The following is a 22,567-nucleotide window of genomic DNA, read 5'->3' as shown; positions in this document are numbered from 1 at the left end:
CCTTACGCCACTCGACTACCCACGAGCTGGGAAAATAAGCAACCAGAGCATGCATCGCCCGGCACTGTCCCCGGGACCGCTATCTATTCGCCTCTGGCAACTGCCGCGACACTCCGGCGCGCGCCCTCCTTTGCTTGCATCTCGTTCGCGTAGAGCAGGCCATAGGTGAAGCCGTTCTCACCACCTGCGGTGCCCGCTGTTGTAGCGGTTCGCCACAGGAATTCGGACGAGACGACGCTGTCGTTGTAGTCGCCGAGTAGGCGCTGAATCTTCTTGTAGTGCTTGATATTCGATTTTGCCCGCGCCCGCTTTCGAACAGGTTTGTGCAATTCGGCGGCATAGCGTGCGCGTTTGGCGGCTTTACGCGCGCGATGCAGCGATTCGTGTCGGTGATTGTGCAGTGCGGTCACCAACCGGCGGTCGGCTTTGTCCGCGGCGCGGCGGGCCCGCTTCACGAGTTGGCGCCGCCGGATCCGTCGCTCGAACGGCGGCTGTGATTTCCATGCCTGCAGGGTCGCGAGCAGTCGCAGGTAGCGAGGCGAGTTCATTGCCTCAGCGAGCGCATTGCGGCTCGGCAACTGCCGAGCCAGCAGCCTCGCGTCGATCCGCGCAGCGACAGGACCCAAGATGAGTTCCGGCGGTAGGGCGTCGAGTTCATCGGCGAGGCGTCGGCGTTGGACATGACAATCGCGTATGTCGCCGAGCAGCGCTGCGTACCATTTCAGCTCGGTGTCGATCTCGCCGACGACATAGCGGTCCATCAGCTTGCCGAACACGCGCAGCGTGCTGCGCAGTCGCCGCGTCGCGACACGGGTGTCGTGGATTGGTTCCTCGCCTCGGCGGAGCCCGACGTCACCGGCGAAGATCAGGTCGATCTGTGTGGTCATGTAATCGTGCATGGCATGTGCCGCCCGCGAACTGGTGGCGGCCGGTCCGGATCGCTCCGGCAGTACATGAGACAGCTTGGAGCGGTAGCTCGACTCGCGGGCGCCTGCCTCGGCGAGCCGGTCCAGCAGTATCGCCGGGACTTCGTTGGTGTGAGGGCCGAGTTCGACCTCGATCTCACGCCAGGCGACCGGTTCAGCAGGCCGGTCGGCTGCGGTCGAGTCCACCGTGTCGTCATCGATCTCGACGATCAGTTCGCCGTCCGAACCGAGGATGCGGTGACGGCGGCGCAATGTATGAACCCTGGCGACCGCGTTCAAAGGTCTACCCAGTGCTGCGCCGTTGACAACCTCGGCGAGTTCTGGCGGCAGCTCGTCCGACAGTTGGGCGGTTACCTCGACGCGACCCGAAGCTTGGGGGATCTTCAATTGCCAGCCGGATTCGTCGTCTCCCTCACGGCGACGCAACGTCAGGTCGTGGGCGAGCAGATCTCGCTCGGCGGTGTCGAAATAGGTACTGGTGAGCTCGACCGGGATCTCCTCGATGCGGCTGTTCGCGACAACGTCGTCGAGCCTCGGAAGAGCGAAGTCCCGGTCAACCGCCCATTTGCTCTCACGTTCGAGTACGTCCTTCATGTGTTGGCGTATTCCCGGCAAACCACACGTCAAACAGGGAAAAGCGATATCCGGACGGGTATCAGCGGGCCGGAGGGCGCGGGGAAATCAACTTGCGCAGCGTCGGTCCAAGCCGGTGCGGGGTATGGGGACTACCGTTGCCGAGCATGGCGACCAGGGAGATCGTGGTGATCGTCGACGAGAACGATTGGGGCGTCCTTCATCACGCAGCCGACTGCGCGGGAATGTGCGTAGAGGCCTACGCCTCCTGGGGGATGCGCCTATTGGCCCTGCAGGCCCGGTCCGAAGAGACCTCACAGCACGGCGCGCATGCCGCACCGAAGGCCGCGCAGACCGCTGACGAATCGGAGTCGGTGGCATGGGTGGAGACCTTCGCCGAGCGTTTGTCTCACCGCGCCGACCAGTTTCGCAACGACTGAAAGACACCCACTCCTACACCACGACCGCGAACGGGCGCATGACCGACGAGCAGACATGGGATCGCATTCGGGCGCTGGCGATTCCACCCGCGCGGAGCAGGGTGTGGATCTGCCCGTACCCGACCGGGCACATCCCAGCGGTCGGGCGGGACGCGGCCGGGGGCCACCGCTTCCGCGGCACGCACCGAACCCGCCATCTGTTCGAGGTGGCTCACCGAGTGCTGGCGACGCAGCCCCGTAATCACACGACCATGTGGTGAATAACCTGATCATGCGCGGGTAGGCGAGTGGATATGACGCTGACCGTGCTTTTCACGGCAGGCAACTTATCGTCGTAAGGGGTGTGATCATGAATCCGTTTCCGAGCGATCCGACGGGCGAGCCGGATATACCCTCGACGGCCGAGCAACTCGACGAGGACACGTTGGATGCCGATCCGATCGAGGAGGCCGCCGATCCTCCCGATCGATGGGAGCCCACGGATGAGGAACTGAGCGACACACCCGGTGATGACAGCCTGGTGCGGCGACTGGCCGCCGAGGAACCGGACGTTACGCCGGATGACGATTGATATCGGCGGTGCGGGGTACTGCACCGGCTGGCATCGACGTGATCGATCGTGCCTGGGGCGCCGGACTCGTCTTCGCCTCCGGCGCTGGGCAATTGGATGCTCGGCACATCGCGTGCGGTGCGGAAATATGCGATGGTCCGTGGCAGTTGGTCGGGCCGCAGTGCTCCGGGTCGGACGATGATCAATCGGCCAGTTTTAGTGTGATGCGCTTCAGGTCTTCGACGAACTCCGCGTACGCGTGCTCCCGATCCGGGCTGCGCAGGACCGACGCCGGGTGCACCGTGGTCAGCACCAGATAGCCGGCGTGTGGGATGAATCGTCCCCGTTCGGCCGTGACCCGGAAGTCGGGCCCGAGGATCGACTGAGCCGCGATCCGTCCCAGGCACACCACCAGACGTGGCCGGATGGCCTCCACTTCGGCCTCGAACCAGGGCGCGCACGCGACCACCTCGGTTCGATTGGGCTGCTCATGTATTCGACGCTTACCGCGCCGGGTGAACTTGAAATGCTTGACCGCGTTGGTCAGGTACACCTGATCACGGCCGATTCCGGCCTCGGCCAGTGCGCGATCGAGCAAGCGCCCTGCCGGTCCGACGAAGGGATGTCCTTGGCGGTCTTCTCGATCCCCGGGCTGCTCACCGACCATCACGATGTCGGAATCCGCGCGTCCCTCACCGAAAACGGTCTGTTCGGCGTACCGGTACAGAGGGCAGCCATGGCAGTCACGCGCGGCTCTGCGAAGTCCGGAGAGTCCAGCGTGAGGGGGAACAAAGTCCGCTGCGCTCATCATTCTGTTCCGCCTTGTAGTCCGGGATGGTTCTGTTCGGCGAGCAGCCAAGCAAAATGCGCGATGTTCCTCGATGAGCGGTCGGACCGCGAGGCGGCGCTATCTCGGCCGGTGCGGTTCGCCACTGAGCAATTTCCCCGGAACCGGGCTCGACTCCGGATGGGTGCGGGATTTCGCGAGGGCGTAGACGATTGCCGCCGCGATCAGAAGAATCGCCCCTACGATGAGCGCGGCCACCCAGGCGGGCACCGCCAGCGTGATCAGCAGCAGCACCGCCGCGACCAACGCACCCCCGCCGTACAGGGCCAGCATGACCGTCGTCGCATACCACCTGGCTCGCGCACGCAGCTGCGGCATCATTCCATTGACGGTGTCGCGCATCGCGAGATCGATCTGCTCGCGCAATATCCGATTCACCTCCGAGCCAGTCACGCCCGTCGCCTCGAACAACGGGGACAGGTTCGGTCCTTCGCTGCGGGGTACCTCCGCCATATCCACACCTCCTCGCTGATCGCTGATGCCACCGACTTACCCGCTGAGCGAACCCGGACACAGGATTCGAGAAAGGAAAGTTCGTGCGTCTATATCTGGTTGCCCTGTGCTTCTGTGCTGTCGCGTTGGCAGTCCCTGCACCTGACGAACATTCCGTACGGGCCGCCGAGAGCCGGTATCACGGCAAAGCACGGCGGGTTCGAGGGCCGCGCGGCGTTCTACACGGTGGGAATACCGCGCGGCCCGTAACTACGGCCCGGAGACATCGCTATGAATCGGGCCGTAGCGTCCAGGGTTTCAGGCCGGCACAGCGGCGGTGGACCGCCACCATATTCGATGTCTGGCCAGCGCTTCCGCGAAGTCGGTGACAAAGTCCTCGCCGATATCACCGCCGGTCGACGTGGTCACTATCACCCCGTTTGCCCGATCGAAGCCGGTATCGGAGGGGTCGTCCCCTGCGATGCCGGCTGTGTGGAGCAATGTGGCACCGGCACCGAACCCGCCGATCGGTTTGGCATGTTTGAAGGCTTCCAGGACGAAGTGCAGGGCTTGACCACTGCTCGCCAATATGTCGACGGCTTCGGATCCGCCGGCGACGAGAACGCCGTCATAGAGCACCGACGACACCGTCGCCAAGGCGCGATCCACACGCAGGTCCGCGTCGATACCGTCCGCTGCGTTCACCCGACCTCCGCGCGGCGCAATGACTTCGGAGGTCGCGCCGCGATCCGAGAGCCAGCCACGAACTCGGCGGATGCCCTCGATATCCGCGCCTTCCGCGGCCAGTATCGCGATCTTGCGGGTGGCGATCGTGTCGGCCGCTGTGTCCAGCTGCGACAACGACGGCGACACGATTCCGTCCAAGGAACCTGGGGCTTCGGCCGGCAGGCTCGAATCTCCGAGCTCGTCCGCTACGCGAATCGCGAGTTCGGGGTCGACGTGGAGCAGCTGCTCGAGAACCGTGGTGCGGATCGCAGGCCGCGTCACCTTCCCGAGTTCGAAGGCGAACGCCGCGACAATGTGGTCAGCCTCCGGCTCGGACATGCTGCGCCAGAACATGCGAGGCTGCTGATAGTGCTCGCGGAAACTATCGGCGCGCCGCCGAATCGCGGCGCCGTACAGCGCTTCCGGCGAGTGCAGGAATGCGCCGCCGCCCCCCACGGCCGGACATCCGCCACCGATCGTGTTGACCGTGTACGCGGCTTCGCCGCGCGGTATGGCGTGCTGCCCATACCCGTCCTGCTGATGATTGCGCACCTCGGCGACCGGCCGATTGATCGGCAGCTGCGCGAAATTCGGCCCGCCCAGCCGGATCAACTGCGTGTCCAGGTAGGAGAAGTTGCGCATCTGCAGCAGCGGATCGTCGGTGAAATCGATGCCCGGCACCAGGTTCGCCGTGTGGAAGGCCACCTGCTCGGTTTCAGCGAAGAAGTTGTCCGGATTCCGGTTCAAGACCATGGCACCAACCGGACGTACCGGAACCTGTTCCTCCGGAACGAGTTTCGTCGCATCGAGCAGATCGAAGTCGAAGTCGAACTCCCGATTCTCCGGGATCAACTGCACGCCCAGCTCCCACTCCGGAAACTGCTCGGCGGCGATGCAGTCCCACAGGTCGCGCCGGTTGAAATCCGGATCGTGGCCGGCGATCTGCTGGGATTCCTCCCACAGCAGCGAGTGCACACCGAGTGCGGGCTTCCAATGGAACTTCACGAACGTACCCCGGCCATCGGCATCGACGAGCCGGAAGGTGTGCACACCGAACCCCTGCATCATCCGATAGCTGCGCGGCAGCGCGCGGTCCGACATCAACCAGAGGATCGCGTGCAGTGTTTCCGGCTGCTGCCCGACGAAATCCCAGAGAGTGTCGTGTGCGGACGCGGCCTGCGGAATCTCATTGTGCGGCTCCGGTTTCACCGCGTGCACGAAGTCGGGGAACTTGATCCCATCCTGGATGAAGAAGACCGGAAAGTTATTGCCGACCAGATCGTAATTGCCCTCGGCGGTGTAGAACTTGGTCGCGAAGCCGCGTACGTCACGCACGGTGTCCGCCGAACCTCGCGAGCCCGCGACCGTCGAAAACCGGACGAAAACCGGGGTTTCCACGGAGGGATCGGTGAGAAAACGCGCGGTGGTGTAGTCGGAGAGCCAGCTCTGGTAAGGCCGGAAGAAGCCATACGCACCCGCTCCACGCGCGTGCACGACCCGCTCGGGTATGCGTTCGTGATCGAAGTGAGTGATCTTCTCCCTGGCATGAAAATCCTCCAGGAGAGTAGGACCACGTTCGCCGACCGAGAGCGAATCATCAGTGCTCTCCACACGGACGCCTTGTTGCGTCGTCAGACGCCCCTGTTCACGGTCGACCCGATATGAATCCAATTGGCGCTGTTTGCTATCGAACTCTCTACCCATTCGATTCTCCTCTGTTCGACGGCCGACCACGGGTGTCGCCCACACGCCCCGCATGCCCTTGAACCGGGCACTCACGCTGCGCATCACGTTCTCCCCTGTCGAATCGACACGCACGAACTCTCTCGGGCGGGCGTCCCGCGGCCTTTGCGTCGACTCCTTCCGCCGTCGCTCTACCGTTTGAAGGCGTCCTTGACCTTCTCTCCTGCGGACTTCAGGTCGGACTTCACCTGCTTGGTCTTGCCTTCCTGCTCGCGCCGGGGGTTATTTGTCGCTCGGCCCGCCTTCTCCTTGGCCTTTCCACCGAGTTGCTGGGCCTTGTTCTTGACCTTGTCCGTAGTGCTCATCACTTTCTCCTTTTCACTGCGGCCGTGTCCGGCCGCGGTTGATATCGCATGCGACCCGCTGGTCGGCCACACATGACCGCACTACCCGGGGCGAGGGAGAGAAAACCTCGAAACCGTGATCGCTCGCGGTGTTCTCGACGGGAATGTCACCCGACTCGCGACAGCAGCATCTGCCGATGCGTACTCGGCCAGCCGGATTGGCTGCGCCGCACCAGATTCGAACAGGGGTGGGTTCTGAGAGTCGACATCCACGTTGCAGCACCGCCGGAGAGCGAGAATTCGCTACCGGTCGATCTTCAGGGGCTTGCGACAGATTCGTTGCGGTGGTCGTCGGTTGGAGACGCGCGATTGGGGGTCAATAGTAATGGCGACGGCCGCCGACAGCACGGCCCATCGACCCCAACAGCAGTAACACGAGCCCGATGACGAGCACCACGATCCCGATGGTCCACAGGATCGGAATGCCGAATATGAACCCGACGAGGAGAAGGATGATTCCGAGGATGATCATGGCCACTACCTGGTTTCGCTGCTGCGACCGAAGGGCCCGAGAAGCCCTCCGGTGCTGATATCGGTCATGACGCGCATACCCTCACGTCGGCGGTTCAATCAGCGCACCGAATCGTCCAATGTCCCAGCGCCCTCGCAATGTCTTTCGAGTTGCAATGAATCGACGGCCGGCCAGCTCGCACTCGGCCTGTCCCGCCTGCTCGGGCGATCGTTCGTTGCCCCATCGTGGTCACCTGATCGAGGGATCGCACGGTTCACGGGAAGTAGTGTGCCGAGGGGGCCGAGGTCGATAGCGAGATCGTCCGGGGCGAGTCCGGAGTGATCGCGTAGTTCGTCCATGGGTTGCTCGAGCAGCATCAGGGTGGTGCCGATGCGTTCGATCCGGGCGTTGGTGAGATAACCGGCGTCGACACGGCGTAGCGCTTGCCGCTCCATCAATTGCCGCAGTAGCTCCGCCAGGGTCGACCTGCGGAAATGCCTTCCTCAGATGAAACCCCGCGAGTCCGCCGACGCACTCGGCCGATACCGCCGCCACCACCCCCGAGCCTGGAAGAAGCTGCGAGCAACGATCGAGGCGGCCGCCGGTGCACCCGTCACCGCCTTGCCCATGGTCCGGCTGCACGTTCGAACACGTGAATGACCGCCGGCACGGGCGCTGGTAGTTGATCGGCCGGCCAGTCCGGTCGCGATGCCTGTCGCGTCCTCGGTGAACTCGGCCCATGCGGGGAATCGATCCAGGCCGCGCAGGACCGGCAGCGGCATGCACGTGCGGGAATAGCTCGCAGCCGACGGGGTATCGCACAGCTGTGATGCCCCTCGGGTGTCAGGTTTCTACGCAATATCGGCTCGAATCACGTTGCAGGCAAGAGGGAAGGAATAGCCATGGCCGAGCAAGATGTGGTCGACCTGCTGACCGCGCAACACGAACAGATCTCCACCCTGCTCGAACAACTGCGTTCGGGACGGGAGGACCGGCAGGAACTGTTCACCGAACTGGTCCGGTTGCTCGCGGTACACGAGAGCGCCGAGGAAGAGGTGGTCCATCCCGTCGCCAAGCGCGCGCAGTTCGGCGCCGAGGAGATGGTCGACGCGCGCGTGGAGGAAGAGGATCACGCCAAAAAGGCGCTCGCCGAACTCTATGACCTGGGAGTCGATCACCCGGACTTCTCGTCCAAACTCGCCGATTTCGCCGACGCGGTGGCGAAGCACGCGGCGCACGAGGAGGCGGAGGAGTTCGTGCTGCTGCGTCGCCAATACTCGGTGAGCCAGCTCGAACATTGGGCAGGTTCGGTGCGTGCCGCGGAAGCGATGGCCCCCACCCGGCCGCATCCGCACGCCGGATCCTCCCCGGCGGCCAACCTGATCGCCGGACCGCCGCTGGCGGTGTTCGACCGGATACGAGACGCGGTGCGCGACTGGCGATCACAGAATTAGCAGGCGCACACGCTGACCTGAATCGGCATACCGTCATCCCGGGCCGCCCGCAAGAACCGAATCACCGCCCGGTCCACTGAATCTCGGCTGCCCGAGGCTGGCGCCAGATCGCCCACGCAGTCCATGGCGGGCGAGAAATTCCGGAGAGGGCCACGGCGCGTGGTGTTTTCGGTCGCGACGTTTCTATGTTCTGTATCCCGCAGGCGGGGCCGAGTTCGACGGCCGGGAAGGATGAACTCTCGAAGAGGTGACAGTTGGCCTTTTCGGAGGTTCGAAGTCCGGTGGGCGGGTAGTGCTGGAACGTGAGTTGCACTGCGAATTCGTAGAGGCAGTGCGAACGAGGAGGTACGTCATGGCGGCCCAGCCGGAATCATCGACGTTCATCGGGCCGACACAGTTGCCTCGATCAGGGACAGGACAGCGCACCACGCCAGACGTGGCGTCATCAGCAGCGGCCCCGTCGACAGACTCGGCGAACGGGCTGCGGCGGTGACCGAGCAATCTGGCGAAAGGGTCGCCAGCAGATGGGAATTCAGCGAACCGGCTGCAGTGTGGCCCGATCCGAGTCCGCTCGACGAGTGGTGGAAGACCGTGATGTTGGGCTGCGATCGTGCGGGGGCCGCGGTGCCACAATCTACCCGCGGCACCCGTGCGGCGAAGCCACCGGATCGAAGAGGCCGTGGTCGGTGATCGCGCACAACCGATGAGCACCCTGGACTCTTGCCACCGCGCTCGCGGCTGACGTTTCACCACTGGCTGGTGCGGATCACGAAGGCGGGATGCGGTCGTGGACGGTGAGCGGGATGTGGTCGAACGCGGAGACGGTCGCACCCATTCGGGCACGCAGCCGCACGGTCACCGGGTTCGGTCACCGTTTCAGTATCCTGCGCCCAGGGATGGTGCCGGCCGAGGAGACCCCGTTAGCCCTGCGTGCGGCTGTGCCAGAGCCCGGAGCGGGGTCGGGCACAGCCGATTACCGGCTTGGGTGATCCGATCAGGGCAGCGTGCGCGCGGGTGTGAGGGCTCGAGGCCCGGGTGTGCAGGCGGCGGCGATCGTGTGGGTGATTGCCAGGTCGGTGGCCTGGCCGCAGACCTCGAACAGCCGGTCCACGCACCGCGGTCCGGTGACCACCCGCAGGCGGATGTGGTGGCGGCGAGCAGCGTCGTCGGCATCGAGGACGGCCAGCAGCCCCGAGATGCTGAGGAAGGTGATCCGTGACAGGTCCACCACCACAACGCGGCTACTGGTATCGATGGCCTCGGTGAGGTGTTCGCGGAATGCTTCGACGGTGCAGCAATCGATCTCGCCGGTGGCGGTCAGGACCGTCATGGACGGCGACGGCCTGCTGTGGGTGATGCCCAGCCGTGTGGGCGGGCCGCAACGCTGGGCTGGTGTGGATCCGGGTGCAACCATGAACGAACTCGACATCAGGATCAAATCCCTTGTCCAGGTGTGTGGGACGACTCGAGAAAATGGAGGTTCTACCACACGGTTTGTCGCCTGCACCGTGACTGTGGCACCGACTGGGCTGGTGTTCTCAACCGTGCATACAGAATACCCGCTACGCCAGCGAGACAAACCCGTTACCTTCCGCTCGGGGCAGGTATCCGATTGCGATCGGCAGTGACCTTCCGCCTGCGTCAGGGGCGGGATCTGCGGGTCTGTCGTGTGGGCAGCCCTGGGCGACGGTGGACGACACCGTCGCATGCACGACGCCGGGCCCCGATGATGGTCGGGGCAAGCTCGACGGTTGGCCAAGGATCGCGCCCCGAGCTGCGACGGGTGAGCCTCAGGACGCGATCCTCGTATCGGCTCGGACACTTGGGTCACGCGCTGCGCCGACATCCTCCGATGTACCGACGGCCTCGCGGCTCGAACAGGAACTCTCCGAAGAAGTTCGAACCTGGACGAGGGCGCGGATCTCGGGCCACCCCGGGGCCCGTCGTCCTCGTCTATTTGTCGTGCGCGCGGTCAGTGCCGGCCGTGGCTGTGGTGTCCGCCTTTCGCTTTCGCTTCGGGCGGCTGAGCCTGGGCGCCCTTGCGGCCGGCTAAGTGCGGGTCGGCCGCATTGGGCTCACCGAAGCTGCCGCTGCTGGCCTTGCCGCCCTTGCGCGCCTGCTCCCGGGTGTCGGGCCGGTTGCCGAATTGACCCGGATTGCTCGAATCGGGCATGGAACTCCCCTTCGGGTTCTGCGTGCGGGATGCAGACGATCCTGCGCCGCCACAAGGTCGATCTACCCCCCGCTGTCGGTCGATAATCACCGGCATTTTCACGCGGCGCGCTGATGTGGGCCGGCGTGGACGTGTTCGCCGATCAGGGCGGCGATGCGGTCGGGCGCCTCCAGCATGGGGACGTGTCCGGCACCGTGCACGAGGATGCGGTCGGCCGAGTCGGGCAGTTCACGCAGGAAATGCTGAGCGTAGGCGAGGTTGGGTGTCACCCGGTCGTGTTCGCAGATCAGCAGGCGTACCGGGGTTTTCAGCGTCGACAGGTGGTCGGGTCCGGGCATACGCAGGCCGCCGATCAGCAGCGGCAGCATGGCCGGGCAGTGCAGTGCAGTGCCGCGGTGATCGCCGTGGTCACCGCGGGGGCCGGCACCGCCGAGGGGTCGCCGCTGAGCGCCGCCAGCGCGAGCCGGCGGGCGGGACCGCTGAATCGCAGCGCCGGACCGAGTCGCTTGCCCAGCTGCACGATCGGCACCAGCGCCAGGAACTTCAGCCCGATTCGAAGTTGCAGCAGCGAGGGGCAATCCCAGCCGCCGGCCGGCGCGATCGCGGTGAGGGTGCGAGCGCGGCCCCGGTAGGCCAGTTCGAAACCGACCCAGGCGCCGAGTGAATTGCCGGCGATATGGCAGGTGCGCCATCCCAATTCGTCGAGCTGGTTTTCGATCTCGTCGGCCAGCGCCGCCACATTCAGGTATCGGGCCCGCAGCTCGGGTCCGCCCCAATGGCCGATCAAAGCCGGGGCGAACACCTCACACGTGTCCGACAGCCGTGCCGCGACCGGCTCCCAGCAGCGCGGGGACATCATGAACCCGTGCAGCAGCAGAAGGGGCTCGCCGGACCCGGTGTGCAGGGCTTTCAGTGACGGCAGGTTCGTGGGCCGCCTGGTGGCCGACATCATTGTCATCGCCTCGTTCTGAACTTCGTTGTCCGCGAAGAGACCCCGCGGGCCTTGCCCGCGACGGCATCGATCAGAGCGATGCCGGTGATCGCCCGGCCTGTTTCATCCGGCCGGTATCCAGATTGGTCTCGCCGCAGGGGACGACTGCCTCATCCGCGAGAGTGTGAGGTGCGCGCCGAGCCCGAATCAGCCCGATCTTTATGTCACCTTGTGATATTATCACATCATGACGTATGAGTCGATGTCGTCTCCGATCCATGGCGGTCGAACATCGCGCCACAGCTCGGGCCGAACGTCGGCCGCGTTTGCGTGACTGCGCGCCGGGTATCGCGCCCGTGTCCAACCGGTTCGCCGCACCCGGCACGGCTTCCTGTCCAGGGATGAACCGCACACAGCACCGACGGCCGCAATCGGCCGAAGCCCTCGGTAAGGACCGATATCGGAAGGTGGTGAATTCTGATGACCGAATCGAATGCCGTTGCTCTGGTCTGCACCCGGAAGAAGTCACCGGCCGAGTCCGGAGCCAGGACCAACGCGACCCGCGCTCGCAACACCGCACACGTGGCCAGGCTGCTGCGCGAGCACAACTACCCGGGCCAATGACCACCGGTCGAGCGCCGGCGGCTGCCCGCACTCGGGAGGCGTGATGGATCACTCGACTGCTCCGGTACTCGACGCGCTCGCCGACTACAGGCGGCTGGGCCGTTATGGCTTCACCCCGCCCGGACATCGGCAGGGTCGCGGCGCGGACCCGCGGGTGACCGCGGTGCTGGGCGACGCGCTGCGCGCCGATGTGCTGGCATCGCCGGGCATGGACGACCGACTCGCCCGCGGCCATCGGCTGACACGGGCCGAGGAACTGATGGCCGACGCGGTCGGCGCGGACTACGCGTTCTTCTCCACCTGCGGCAGCTCGCTGTCGATCAAGGCCGCCATGCTGGCGGTGGCCGGCGGCGACGGTGGGCTCATTCTCGGTCGCGACAGCCACAAATCCATCGTGGCCGGGCTGGTGTTCTCCGGGGTCCGGCCGTATTGGATCGCACCCAGATGGGATGCGGCACGGCACTTTTCGCATCCACCCTCACCAGAGCAGGTGCGGCAGGCCTGGCAGCGCCATCCGCAGGCCGCCGGCGCGCTCATCGTCAGCCCCAGCCCATACGGCACGTGTGCCGACATCGCCGCCATCGCCGAGATATGCCATGCGTACGGCAAACCGCTCATCGTGGACGAGGCCTGGGGCGCACATCTGCCGTTCCACCCCGACCTGCCCACCTGGGCCATGGACGCCGGGGCCGACATCTGTGTGGTGAGCGTGCACAAGATGGGCGCCGGATTCGAACAAGGGTCGATCTTCCACGTCCAGGGCGATCTGGTCGACCGTGATCACCTGCGCCAGTGCGCGGACCTGCTCATGACCACCAGCCCCAACGTGCTGCTCTACGCCGCGATGGACGGCTGGCGACGGCAGATGGTCGAACACGGCCACGAATTACTCAGCGCCGCACTGGAAACCGCTGATCGGGCACGCGAGGCCCTGGCCCGGATCCCCGGAATCAGCGTCATGCACGACGAACTGCTCGGTGCGGAAGCCTCCCACGATCTGGACCGCCTGCAGGTGCTGATGGACATCTCCGGCACCGGCGCTACCGGATACCAGGTCGCGGACTGGATGCGCGAGAATCGGCGCCTGGACCTGGGCCACATCGACCACCGCCGCATCATGGCCACCCTGTCCATCGCCGACGACCAGACCACCGTCGACGCCCTGGTGGACGCGCTCACAGCCTGGCGGGTTCAGGTGAACAACCCTGTCCCCCACCATATTCGGCTGCCCTCACCACGCGACCTGCAACTCGAGTCGGTACTGCTGCCGCGAGACGCGTTCTTCGGCCCCTACGACACCGTGCCCATCGAACACGCACCAGGCCGTATCGCCGCCGAACAGGTCACCCCCTACCCACCGGGCATCCCCGTGATCGTGCCCGGGGAACTCATCGACATCGCGGTCGTCGACTATCTACGCTCCGGACTCGCCGCCGGCATGAACGTACCCGACCCCGCCGACGCCGAATTACGAACACTGCGAGTAGTCGCCCGCTGAGGCGTACCCGGCTGCCGTGTTTCTCCGGGGCGCACGACTATTTCGGCACCGGCGCCTGCTGGGCCTGCCACATCCAGTGGAGCTGCTCGAGACGGGCGGCGATATCGATCAGCAGGTCCTGGGTCACCGGGTCCGCGGTCGCGGTGCTTTCGATGCGTTGGCGTAGCCGGATGATGATCGTCCACAGATTGCCGACCATGGCGTCGATGACCGCGGTATCGCGCTGCCAGCAATCGGTGATCCCGGCAGCCGCCGATTCCTGTGCGACGGTGGCAGCGCGACCATCCGGACTGACCCCGATCGCGGTCGCCCGCTCGGCCGCGGCGTCGGTGAATTGCCGTGCGGCGGTGACTACTTCGTCAAGAGCCAGATGCAGCGACCGGAAATGCGGGCCGATGACGTTCCAATGCGCCTGCTTGGCAATCAACGACAGATCGATCAGATCGACAACCGTTTCGCGCAGCGCGGTTCCGGCCGCACGCTGCCGATCGATGTCGAGCGGGCTGGTGATGGGCTGATCGGGCATGCTGTCTGACCTCCTCCGTGAGCACAACGATTCCCTCACGCCCTACCCGCCCCGTCCGGTTTCAACCCAACCGCCCGGTACTCGGAGATTTACCGGTGAGCCAGAATGAGCCCGCCATCACCGATGACCATTCGTCCACGGTGACGCCGGTCAGCGGCGACGTTTGCGGTGGCTGGTGTCGCACAGCGGATAGATCGCCGAGCGGCGACACAGGCACAGTGCCACCACGCACCGGTCGCAAACAATCGTGCGGCCGTCAGCGGTCACCAGTCGCACCGGTCCCTCGACCAGCATGGGCCCGTCTACGGTGTAAGTAATTGTTCGTCGGTCATTTTCGGGTTCGATCGGCACGGATCACCACCAGTTCCTCGTGACTCTGGCCGGGGCGCAAGAGCCCGCGATCGACCATCCATCCGGCACGCCGGCGCAGCACGGGGCCGAACGGGACACTCGCCCTCGCGATTGTCGCGGCCTTCAACTCGGCCTCCCGCAGGCGGTTCAAGGTGCTGTCGACGCCGCACAGCGCGGAATGGACCATCAGCAGGATTCCAGTCGTGGAAAGCAATTCGGGTGCGAGCCGGCACAGGGCGTCGATCGCCGCCCTGCCGTCTACCCCCGCGTCCCAGCTTCTCGCCGCACCCCGCGGACGCTTGCTGTCCAGACACGGCACGTACGGCGGATTGGATACCACCACGTCGAAGCGCCGGCCACGTAACACCGAGCCGAAGTCACCGTGGATCAACTCGACCTCGAGGCCCCGCAGCCGGCTGTTCATCCACGCGGACGCCAGCGCGGCCCGGGAGATGTCCACGGCAGTGACCGACGCGGCCTTGATCCGGGCCGCTTCGATCGCCAGCACCCCGGTTCCGGTACCCACATCCAGCACACGACCGTGCGGCGGGATGCCCGCAGCGGACATCGCGGTGATGAGCAGGTGGGTGTCGGCCTGGGGCCTGTACACACCTGGTGTCCGAATCAACATCACCTACGGTGAATAGCCACGAATTCGCTGGGTATGCGCAAATGGACCATCGAATTTTGATCCTTTCCATCGGGTGCTTCCGGGCCGAGCAAGGACGTGCGGTCGTCACGCCAACAGCTCATCAGGTGATCGGCGAAACGGTCCTCGAGCAGGTTCGTGGCCCGGATACCGAAAACTATCGAGGCGCGTGTGTCCGGTTCGCGTGCCAGCAGGTCCCCGATCACCTCACGTCGCATGAGCTGCTCGTGCACCGCATCCGCCTCGACATGTTCGCGATAGAACGTGATACACGCCGGGTCGGCTCCAAGTCTCTCCAATGCTTCGACCATGCGGCGCGACGCCGGCGAGGACGTGATCTCCACGGCCGCGAAGTGACCGACACCCGCAGCCCGCAGGCCACGATGCAGACAGAACAGCGACATCATGTTCACGATCGCGAGCATGGGCGCCGGCACCACATCCAGATAGGCCAGATACGACGGGTCCAGGCCCGCCCCCTCCAGCAGATTCGCATACAGCCGCTGATGAATCCTGTCACCGTGGCCACCGCCGAATTCGTCGAACTCGACGGCCACCAGTGCCGCCTTGGCCCGGCCGCGCAACCGCGGAATCAGCCACGCGTATGGATCGGCCTCCTGATGGTGCAGGATCGACCGGTGCACGAAATACTCGCGCACCTGCCATGGCTTGCCGTGGTCCCGCAGAAACGCCGCGACACCGGACTCCTCGTCGGGAACGATCAACAGTTCCTCGAGTTCGGTCTCCACATCAACGCCATCGGCGACATCGGCGCGCAGCGCCGCGAGGAAATGGCGTTCCAGCTCCGCACGCACGCACAACAGGCCCGGATCCCATTCCCAGCCCGCGTCCACACCGTCGAAACCCTCGTAATACAGGCCATAGCACGTATGCAGCGCCAAATGCAGATCGCGGCCGTAGGGATCAGCCGGCGCCGATGCCGCCGGGATCGCTGAGCCGGGGGGCTTTCCGAGCGCCTCGACCACGCCCGCCGACAGCTCACCGCACGGGTGCGGAAGCACCCTTCTTCCAGAGGCCTCGGTCCACACGATCAACTCCTCCGAACGCGGACGGGTTGTCTTCCCAGGCTACTCATTTCCCCCTGGTGCAAACCGGGTCGCACGACGCCCGCGCGGACAGTGAGCCGTTACCAGCGGTACCAGCGCCCACGGCTGCCTGCTGAATCGGCGTAGGGAAACAAATCCGAATACCCAGATCACCAACACGACGATGGCGACCGTGAAGTGGCGGTGTAGCGCATCGGCGGAAGCATTTCCTCGGCCGAACACCCGACGGCCGAGGTGGGGATGGCCTATCGTCGGCAGCAGTGGTGAGAGCCCGAGTCGACACACGCGCGGGTTTTGATCGGGGCCATCCGTGCGCACTCGCGGTCGCGAGCTACTCGACGGTGTGGCACACCGTTGTTCTGTCGGGACCGCCCGCCCGACTGACCTGCAGATCCCGCCCCTGAGCCAGGCGAGAAGATCACCGCGGGTCGCAGTCCGCACACCCTGCGCGGCGAGATCCACGAGCCGAGCCGAACCCTCGCCGCGCAGGCTCTACCACCAGCATCGGGCCTCGCCGCCGACGAGGAAAAGGCATTGACCCGGGGGTCTACCGATGTCGGGCCGGATGAACTCCAGTGCCGATCCCGCGAACACGTGCCACCCCGCTCTCACTGCCGATGCCGAAATTCCTTGGACGGCAGGGGCTTCCGTTCGACCGGCATCGGTGGGACGAACACCGGGGCCCAGCCGGCCAAGACCGTCGAAGCCCTCACCCGCCCCGGCGGGCGGGACCGGACCGGGATAAGATCGAACCGCTCGCCCCGCTTCTGTGCACCACACTCCACGATTGCAGTTCCGAAGAACGAATCGAACGGTGGCTCACATCATGCGTATCGGGAAACTCGCCGTCGTCGCGGTCCTCGCGTGACCCTCGGCGATCTGGTGGCAGGCCATATCACCGCTGGCGTCCGCGGCACGGTCGACTTCGCGCGCCGCCGCCTCACCGGGGACTACCGGCTCGACGAGTTCGGCCTCGACGAGCACCTGCTGGAATCGCTGATCCTGCCGGCCCTGCGGCCGCTGTCGCAGCTGTGGTTCCGGGTGCAGGTCACTGGCATCGAGAATCTCCCCGAGTTCGACGGCGCGCTGATCGTCGCCAACCACGCCGGCGTGCTGCCGCTGGACGCGCTGATGCTGCAGGTGGCCGTGCACGATCGCCATCCCAAGCGGCGGGCGCTTCGACTGCTGGCCGCCGACCTCGTCTTCGAGCTGCCGATCCTGGGCGAACTCGCCCGCAAGGCCGGGCACACGCTGGCCTGCCCCACCGACGCCGAGCGACTGTTGCGCACCGGCGAGCTGGCGGGCGTATTCCCCGAGGGCTTCAAGGGCGTCGGCAAGCCCTACAGCGAGCGGTACAAATTGCAGCGGTTCGGGCGCGGCGGCTTCGCCTCGGTGGCCCTCAGGACCGGTGTGCCGCTCATTCCGTGCTCGATCGTCGGCTCGGAGGAGATCTATCCGAAACTGGCCGACCTCACCCCGCTGGCCCGGCTGCTCGGACTGCCGTACTTCCCCGTGACGCCACTGTTCCCCCACCTGGGTGTGCTGGGCGCTATCCCGCTGCCGTCCAAGTGGCACATCGAGTTCGGTGAGCCCATCCCCACCGGCGCGTACGGCCCCGAGGCCGCCGACGATCCGATGACCATGTTCGAGATCACCGATCAGGTCCGCGAAACGATCCAGCACACGCTGTACAGACGGCTGATCGAGCGTCGCAATCCGTTCACGGGCTAGCGATAGTCCCGGCACGTCTTGCCTGGCTGACGTGACTCTTCGTCCAGTTCGACCCCTACAGGCCGGCATCGGCGCGATCGAAGACATCCGCGCGGATAGGCGACTCGTCAGCGGGTAGCCCCCCGATATCCAGCCGAGCGACAAGGGAGTGACCGTGACCCGATTCGGATACACACTGATGACCGAGCAGAGCGGCCCGCGCGAGCTCGTCCGCTACGCTGTCGCCGCCGAAGCGGCCGGATTCGACTTCCTGGTCAGCAGCGACCACTACTCACCATGGCTCGAGGAACAGGGCCACGCGCCGCACGCGTGGACCGTACTCGGCGCCGTCGCCCAGGCGACCTCGCGGATCCCGTTCATGACCTATGTGACCTGCCCGACCATGCGGTATCACCCCGCGGTCGTCGCCCAGCAGGCAGCGACCCTGCAAATCCTGGCCGAGGGACGATTCACCCTCGGTCTGGGCAGCGGTGAAAGCCTCAACGAGCATGTCGTCGGGGCGGGCTGGCCCGGGCTCGAGGAGCGGCAGGACCGCCTCGCCGAAGCCATCGGCATCATTCGCGACCTGCACACCGGAGCCACGGTCGATCGGCACGGCCACTGGTATCGCGTCGACGCCGCCAAGATCTGGGACCTGCCCCAGCAGCCGGTGCCGATCGCGGTCGCGGTGTCGGGCCCCCGCTCGGTGCAACGATTCGCACCACTGGCCGACGAGATGATCAGCACCAGCCCCGCGCCCGCACTGGTCGAAGCCTGGCATCGCGCGCACGTCAACGACTCCGGCCCGGCTACTTCGCGGGTGACCGGACAGCTGCCGATCAGCTGGGATGCCGACCGCGACAAGGCAATTCAGCGTGCCCATGAGCAGTTCCGGTGGTCGGCGGGCGGGTGGGATGTGAACGCGAACCTGCCGACCCCGGCGAGCTTCGCGGCCGCGACGCAGTTCGTGCGCCCCCACGACATCGCGGACACGATCGCGTGCGGACCCGACCTCGACGCCATCATCGACGCGGTGCGCCCCTTCCAGCAGGCGGGATACACCGATATCGCTCTCGTCCAGGTCGGCGACGAACTGCAGGACCGTTTCCTCGCCGAGGCCGCGCAACCGCTACTGACCAAACTCCGCGCCGCCGACGGGTGACCGCGCCCGATGAGAGCATCGCGGCGATCGAGTGCCGCCGGGGAGCACACCGGCTGGCTCATCCCACGGTCTCCGACAGGGCCGACCATCCCGGTGGTCGGTGAGCCGGTCACGGTCGATCCTGTCCCTGCCCGCGGTCTCCGCGCTCGAGTTCGGCCCATTCCCGTTGCAGGGCCGGGTGATTGGAGGCCTCCAGTAGTAGCCCGTGCACGAATGCCTGGGGCAGATTGCCGCGTAGCTGGCGCTGGGTGACGTCGAATTCCTCGGCGAACAATCCCGGTGTGCCACATGCTGCACGGTTGCGTTCGAAATAGCGCGCCGCGACGACGGGATGATCGAGGTCGGCCGCCGCGATCGCCATCGCGAAACCGCACAGCAGAAACGCGCCCTCGTTGCTGCCGAGTGGACTGTGCCCTTCGCGATAGCGGTACACGTAGAAATCGCTGGACAATTCGCGCGCGATCGCCACCACCGTGGCCCGATCGCGTGGATCGCCGCGCGGTAACGCACCCCGGATGATCGGCAGCAGCAACGCGGCATCCACTTCCGGGTGTTGAGGCGACCGTTGCCAGCGTCCGGTGGGATGCACGCTGGTGCGTGCCGCCTGCGACACCAGCGCCACTGCCAGGTGCAGGCAGGCCGCTGCGTCGGCTCCGGTGGCGGGAAACTCGGCCACCGCACGCAATCCCGCCGCGCAGATCAGCCGCGAGTGGGTCCAGCACTCGTCGTCGATCTCCCAGATGCCGGCATCGGGGCGATCGCGGTGCGCGGCAATGGCATCCACCGCGAGGGCGACCGCCCGCTGGTAATCGCCGGGCAGATGGTCGTGGCGGGCCGCCGCGGCGAACACCAGCAGTGCTTCACCGAAGATGTCGAGCTGGAACTGCTCTCGCACCCGGTTCCCGACCACCGCCTGACCACCCGGATAGCCGGGCAGATCGACGGCCCGACCCGGCGGCACCGGCTCACCGCGCAACGTATAGGCGGGCATCAGGGCCGGCCCGTCAGCGAGAAGCCGTTCCGCGGTGAACCGCACAGCCGAATCGAGCAGCGGCAGCGCCCCGGCCGCGGCGACGGCCTGCCCGGCCAGGCACTGGTCGCGGATCCACACGTATCGGTAGTCGTAATTGGCTCCCTCCTCCGCCCGTTCGGGCAAGCCTGTGGTGGCCGCGGCGACCATGCCGCCTCCGGCACTGGTCATTCCGCGCAGCACGGCATACGCGTGGGTGGCGTCGCGCGGGGCGGCATTCGCTCGCAATGCCGGAATCTCCCGCTTCCATGTGAGATCTGTTGCCTGCCAGCAGGTTCCGGGGTCTGGTGGCGGGCCGGTCCAGCCGGTGTCCGAGAGTTCGAGCACCAGGTCGTGGTGATGCCCGGCCGGCACTCGCACCGGCAATCGCCAACCGGGGCAGGGTGAATTCTCGTGGAATACCGCTGCGGCCCCACCGCTCCACCGCAGCCGCAGCCGACCGCACCGCGCCTCCCAGACCCCCGCGGCACACCGAACGTCGCGGAGGGGGGCCGATCCGTACTCGTGGGCCGGGTTCAACTCCACCACGACCCGCGCTTCACCGTCCAGTGCGCGTATCCGGCGCAGCACCACGACCCGGTGCGCGTGAGCGGGAAAGGCCAGCGCCTCGCGGCACTCGATCACCGTGGAGCTGGTCACCCAGCGCGAATTCCAGATCAGGCTGCCGGAGTCGTAGTAGCCGCCCCACACGAAGCGCTCCTCCGGCGTCACCGAGTACACACTCGCGCCCCCGATCAAGGTGTCGAACACCGGGGCACCGTCCCACTGGGGTGCGCACAGCCACGCGATGTCACCGCGCGGACCGATCAGCGCGCCGCGTTCACCGTCGGCGACGAACGCGTACTCCCGCAGCACATGCGGCTGCTCGATCGGCGTCGGCTCCACGCTCACGGGTTACCACGCGATTGCTGCGGGTAATCGCTGAACCACATCGCCCTCGCGAGAGGGGACTGCTGCGTCACGACGTCCGGACGCTCAACTCCGCGGTGATGGCGTCGACGAAATCGGGTAGGTCGTCGGGATTGCGTGAGGTGATGAGCGTCCAGCCGTCGCCATCGCTGCGGACGACCGGCTCGTCGACCCAGGCCGCGCCGGCATTGATCAGATCGGTACGCAACGACGGATACGACGTCACCGTCCTATCCGCCACCACCGCGGCCTCGACCAGCAGCCACGGACCATGGCATATCGCCGCGATCGGACGGCCGGCCGCGACTACGGATCGGACCAGTTCCCTTGCCCCGAAGTCGGTTCGGAGTTTATCGGCATTGACCGTGCCACCCGGAATGACCAATACGTCGAACGCACCGGGATCCACATCGGCGAGGGCGGCGTCCGGCCGCAGCGTTTCGGACGGAATGAGATCGTGACGGAAGGTGTACACATCGATCGCTTCCACCGCGGCGTGGGTCACGTGCGCGCCGCGGGCACGTAGTTGATCCCTGGGTACCGCTATCTCGTCGCGCTCCACCCCCGTATTGGCGGTAATGATCAGGACGCGGACGCCTTCGAGTTCTACTGACACAGGAGTTCTCCTCTCGTCTCGTCGTCTCGCCGGACTCCTTCAGAGCCCGGCGATTGCCACCTCATACTCGAGCCGTGACAACGATTGCCGTGCAACGGCATCGGTGAGTGCGATGTGCCGATACGTCATCGCAGTTCCCTTCGTCAGCGATGGGCCGACTCTCCGCCTCAGCTGTCGCGGTTCGCTCGCCTACCTCGCCGTTGAGGTACCGCCGCCGTTGCCGGTGCGTCCTATACGGACCGCGACTGCCGCCGGAAGTAGTGCACTGCCAGACCATCTGATCTAGATATCCGTCGGGTACCCAACCCAACCGGCATCAACCAGCACCCGGGATTACGTCGCGTTCCTCCGAGCTCGCCGTTGGCGTGCAGGTTCGAAGGCAGGTCGCCGACGGTCTCGGTGATGTCGCCGTCGGCGGCTTTGCTGCTCGGGATGGCCGGCCTTCCGAACGGCGGGCATCAGCGCTACTGGGGATTCACTCGGACCGCCCGAAATCCCCTGGCCTTTTCCATTGCAGGCCAGGGGATTTCGATATGGGTACCGCGAGACGCGGCGCTAGGCGATGCTGCTCTGCCGACGCCATCCGCGGATGGCGTCACCGATCCGGTCGAACACCGCCAGGGGCGGGCCGATCAGGAGATTCGCGGCCAGGGAGACACCCACCTCCGGATGCGGGCGGGTGGGCGAGAGGGCCTCGGCGAGGCGCACCACGGTCGCGAGCTCGTCCTTGTCGTTGGGAGATCGGCCGCGACCCGTCACCGATTCTGCTGCGCCCGCTGACGCGCTTCCTGAGCCTGGGCCACGGCACGGTCCTTCTCGGCCTGGGCCTCGCGCT

At 66.0% G+C, this 22,567-nt stretch carries 24 protein-coding genes and 2 pseudogenes; 8 read left to right on the top strand and 18 right to left on the bottom strand.

Annotation, left to right across the window (positions count from 1 at the left end):
* Positions 1 to 83: 83 nt before the first annotated feature.
* Complete coding sequence (locus ABZV44_RS31270; RefSeq protein ID WP_354844080.1) at positions 84 to 1,520, bottom strand: CYTH and CHAD domain-containing protein; 1,437 nt, start codon at positions 1,518 to 1,520, stop codon at positions 84 to 86.
* 146 nt (positions 1,521 to 1,666) lie between these two features.
* Here ABZV44_RS31270 and ABZV44_RS31265 point away from each other — a divergent pair, with 146 nt between their 5' ends.
* The 3 genes from ABZV44_RS31265 to ABZV44_RS31255 all read left to right on the top strand — a co-directional run bounded on the left by ABZV44_RS31265 (position 1,667) and on the right by ABZV44_RS31255 (position 2,510).
* Positions 1,667 to 1,939, top strand: a complete 273-nt coding sequence (locus tag ABZV44_RS31265; RefSeq protein WP_354844078.1) for a hypothetical protein — start codon at positions 1,667 to 1,669, stop codon at positions 1,937 to 1,939.
* Positions 1,879 to 2,199, top strand: coding sequence for a hypothetical protein (locus ABZV44_RS31260; protein WP_354844075.1), 321 nt, complete (start codon positions 1,879 to 1,881; stop codon positions 2,197 to 2,199). The genes ABZV44_RS31265 and ABZV44_RS31260 overlap by 61 nt, the downstream gene beginning before the upstream one ends.
* Before the next feature lie 89 nt (positions 2,200 to 2,288).
* Positions 2,289 to 2,510, top strand: a complete 222-nt coding sequence (locus ABZV44_RS31255; RefSeq protein ID WP_354844073.1) for a hypothetical protein — start codon at positions 2,289 to 2,291, stop codon at positions 2,508 to 2,510.
* 181 nt (positions 2,511 to 2,691) lie between these two features.
* Here the strand turns inward: ABZV44_RS31255 and ABZV44_RS31250 are convergent, their stop codons facing one another.
* The 6 genes and pseudogenes from ABZV44_RS31250 to ABZV44_RS31225 all read right to left on the bottom strand — a co-directional run.
* Positions 2,692 to 3,348, bottom strand: a complete 657-nt coding sequence (locus ABZV44_RS31250; RefSeq protein ID WP_354844070.1) for a UdgX family uracil-DNA binding protein — start codon at positions 3,346 to 3,348, stop codon at positions 2,692 to 2,694.
* Positions 3,349 to 3,396: 48 nt separating this feature from the next.
* Entirely contained in the window at positions 3,397 to 3,789 is a 393-nt protein-coding gene (locus ABZV44_RS31245) for a phage holin family protein (RefSeq protein ID WP_354844068.1), read from the bottom strand.
* Positions 3,790 to 4,086: 297 nt separating this feature from the next.
* Positions 4,087 to 6,198 carry a catalase gene (locus tag ABZV44_RS31240; protein ID WP_354844065.1) on the bottom strand — a complete coding sequence of 704 codons (2,112 nt, stop codon included), beginning with the start codon at positions 6,196 to 6,198 and terminating at the stop codon, positions 4,087 to 4,089.
* 170 nt (positions 6,199 to 6,368) lie between these two features.
* Positions 6,369 to 6,542, bottom strand: a complete 174-nt coding sequence (locus tag ABZV44_RS31235) for a CsbD family protein (RefSeq protein WP_354844062.1) — start codon at positions 6,540 to 6,542, stop codon at positions 6,369 to 6,371.
* A gap of 355 nt (positions 6,543 to 6,897) precedes the next feature.
* Positions 6,898 to 7,053 carry a DUF6131 family protein gene (locus ABZV44_RS31230; protein ID WP_354844059.1) on the bottom strand — a complete coding sequence of 52 codons (156 nt, stop codon included), beginning with the start codon at positions 7,051 to 7,053 and terminating at the stop codon, positions 6,898 to 6,900.
* 257 nt (positions 7,054 to 7,310) lie between these two features.
* Positions 7,311 to 7,514 (bottom strand): annotated as a pseudogene (locus ABZV44_RS31225) (gas vesicle protein K); the annotation flags it as partial.
* Positions 7,515 to 7,934: 420 nt separating this feature from the next.
* On the opposite strand from ABZV44_RS31225, the gene ABZV44_RS31220 reads away from it, so the two are divergent.
* A complete protein-coding gene (locus ABZV44_RS31220; RefSeq protein WP_354844056.1) occupies positions 7,935 to 8,486 on the top strand; it encodes a hemerythrin domain-containing protein in 552 nt (183 codons plus the stop codon).
* Between the two features lie 994 nt (positions 8,487 to 9,480).
* Here the strand turns inward: ABZV44_RS31220 and ABZV44_RS31215 are convergent.
* The 4 genes from ABZV44_RS31215 to ABZV44_RS31200 form a co-directional block, all read right to left on the bottom strand.
* Positions 9,481 to 9,900, bottom strand: a complete 420-nt coding sequence (locus ABZV44_RS31215; RefSeq protein WP_354844053.1) for an STAS domain-containing protein — start codon at positions 9,898 to 9,900, stop codon at positions 9,481 to 9,483.
* A 558-nt stretch (positions 9,901 to 10,458) separates the two neighbouring features.
* The gene (locus ABZV44_RS31210; protein WP_354844050.1) at positions 10,459 to 10,659 is read right to left on the bottom strand and encodes a hypothetical protein; all 201 of its coding nucleotides are present in this window, start codon (positions 10,657 to 10,659) and stop codon (positions 10,459 to 10,461) included.
* 98 nt (positions 10,660 to 10,757) lie between these two features.
* Positions 10,758 to 11,027, bottom strand: coding sequence for an alpha/beta fold hydrolase (locus ABZV44_RS31205; RefSeq protein ID WP_354844047.1), 270 nt, complete (start codon positions 11,025 to 11,027; stop codon positions 10,758 to 10,760).
* Positions 11,012 to 11,617: an alpha/beta hydrolase gene (locus ABZV44_RS31200; protein WP_354844045.1), complete on the bottom strand. Its 606-nt coding sequence runs from the start codon at positions 11,615 to 11,617 to the stop codon at positions 11,012 to 11,014. Before ABZV44_RS31200 ends, ABZV44_RS31205 begins: the two co-directional genes overlap by 16 nt.
* Before the next feature lie 453 nt (positions 11,618 to 12,070).
* Here ABZV44_RS31200 and ABZV44_RS31195 point away from each other — a divergent pair, with 453 nt between their 5' ends.
* Both ABZV44_RS31195 and ABZV44_RS31190 read left to right on the top strand, forming a co-directional pair.
* Positions 12,071 to 12,214: a hypothetical protein gene (locus ABZV44_RS31195; protein ID WP_354844042.1), complete on the top strand. Its 144-nt coding sequence runs from the start codon at positions 12,071 to 12,073 to the stop codon at positions 12,212 to 12,214.
* 43 nt (positions 12,215 to 12,257) lie between these two features.
* Positions 12,258 to 13,712 (top strand): ornithine decarboxylase, encoded by a 1,455-nt coding sequence (locus tag ABZV44_RS31190; protein WP_354844039.1) that lies wholly within the window; start codon positions 12,258 to 12,260, stop codon positions 13,710 to 13,712.
* Positions 13,713 to 13,749: 37 nt separating this feature from the next.
* On the opposite strand, the gene ABZV44_RS31185 is transcribed toward ABZV44_RS31190, so the two are convergent.
* The 4 genes from ABZV44_RS31185 to ABZV44_RS31170 all read right to left on the bottom strand — a co-directional run bounded on the left by ABZV44_RS31185 (position 13,750) and on the right by ABZV44_RS31170 (position 16,287).
* Positions 13,750 to 14,238 (bottom strand): DNA starvation/stationary phase protection protein, encoded by a 489-nt coding sequence (locus ABZV44_RS31185; RefSeq protein ID WP_354844036.1) that lies wholly within the window; start codon positions 14,236 to 14,238, stop codon positions 13,750 to 13,752.
* A gap of 150 nt (positions 14,239 to 14,388) precedes the next feature.
* The gene (locus ABZV44_RS31180; protein WP_354844464.1) at positions 14,389 to 14,532 is read right to left on the bottom strand and encodes a CDGSH iron-sulfur domain-containing protein; all 144 of its coding nucleotides are present in this window, start codon (positions 14,530 to 14,532) and stop codon (positions 14,389 to 14,391) included.
* Between the two features lie 34 nt (positions 14,533 to 14,566).
* Positions 14,567 to 15,220: a HemK2/MTQ2 family protein methyltransferase gene (locus tag ABZV44_RS31175; RefSeq protein WP_354844461.1), complete on the bottom strand. Its 654-nt coding sequence runs from the start codon at positions 15,218 to 15,220 to the stop codon at positions 14,567 to 14,569.
* Positions 15,220 to 16,287: an iron-containing redox enzyme family protein gene (locus tag ABZV44_RS31170; protein WP_354844033.1), complete on the bottom strand. Its 1,068-nt coding sequence runs from the start codon at positions 16,285 to 16,287 to the stop codon at positions 15,220 to 15,222. Before ABZV44_RS31170 ends, ABZV44_RS31175 begins: the two co-directional genes overlap by 1 nt.
* Positions 16,288 to 17,226: 939 nt before the next feature.
* On the opposite strand from ABZV44_RS31170, the pseudogene ABZV44_RS31165 reads away from it, so the two are divergent.
* Both ABZV44_RS31165 and ABZV44_RS31160 read left to right on the top strand, forming a co-directional pair.
* A pseudogene (locus ABZV44_RS31165) lies at positions 17,227 to 18,036 on the top strand (lysophospholipid acyltransferase family protein); the annotation flags it as partial.
* Positions 18,037 to 18,190: 154 nt separating this feature from the next.
* The gene (locus tag ABZV44_RS31160) at positions 18,191 to 19,177 is read left to right on the top strand and encodes a TIGR03557 family F420-dependent LLM class oxidoreductase (protein WP_354844030.1); all 987 of its coding nucleotides are present in this window, start codon (positions 18,191 to 18,193) and stop codon (positions 19,175 to 19,177) included.
* A gap of 109 nt (positions 19,178 to 19,286) precedes the next feature.
* On the opposite strand, the gene ABZV44_RS31155 is transcribed toward ABZV44_RS31160, so the two are convergent.
* From ABZV44_RS31155 to ABZV44_RS31145, 3 genes are all read right to left on the bottom strand, one after another.
* Positions 19,287 to 21,098 carry a glycoside hydrolase family 15 protein gene (locus ABZV44_RS31155; RefSeq protein ID WP_354844027.1) on the bottom strand — a complete coding sequence of 604 codons (1,812 nt, stop codon included), beginning with the start codon at positions 21,096 to 21,098 and terminating at the stop codon, positions 19,287 to 19,289.
* A 67-nt stretch (positions 21,099 to 21,165) separates the two neighbouring features.
* Entirely contained in the window at positions 21,166 to 21,732 is a 567-nt protein-coding gene (locus tag ABZV44_RS31150) for a type 1 glutamine amidotransferase domain-containing protein (RefSeq protein WP_354844024.1), read from the bottom strand.
* A 555-nt stretch (positions 21,733 to 22,287) separates the two neighbouring features.
* The gene (locus ABZV44_RS31145; RefSeq protein WP_354844022.1) at positions 22,288 to 22,491 is read right to left on the bottom strand and encodes a hypothetical protein; all 204 of its coding nucleotides are present in this window, start codon (positions 22,489 to 22,491) and stop codon (positions 22,288 to 22,290) included.
* Positions 22,492 to 22,567: the final 76 nt, after the last annotated feature.

Origin of the sequence: Nocardia sp. NPDC004860, assembly GCF_040609015.1 — a bacterium.
Lineage (GTDB): Bacteria > Actinomycetota > Actinomycetes > Mycobacteriales > Mycobacteriaceae > Nocardia.
This window is presented reverse-complemented; position numbering and strand designations above follow the sequence as displayed.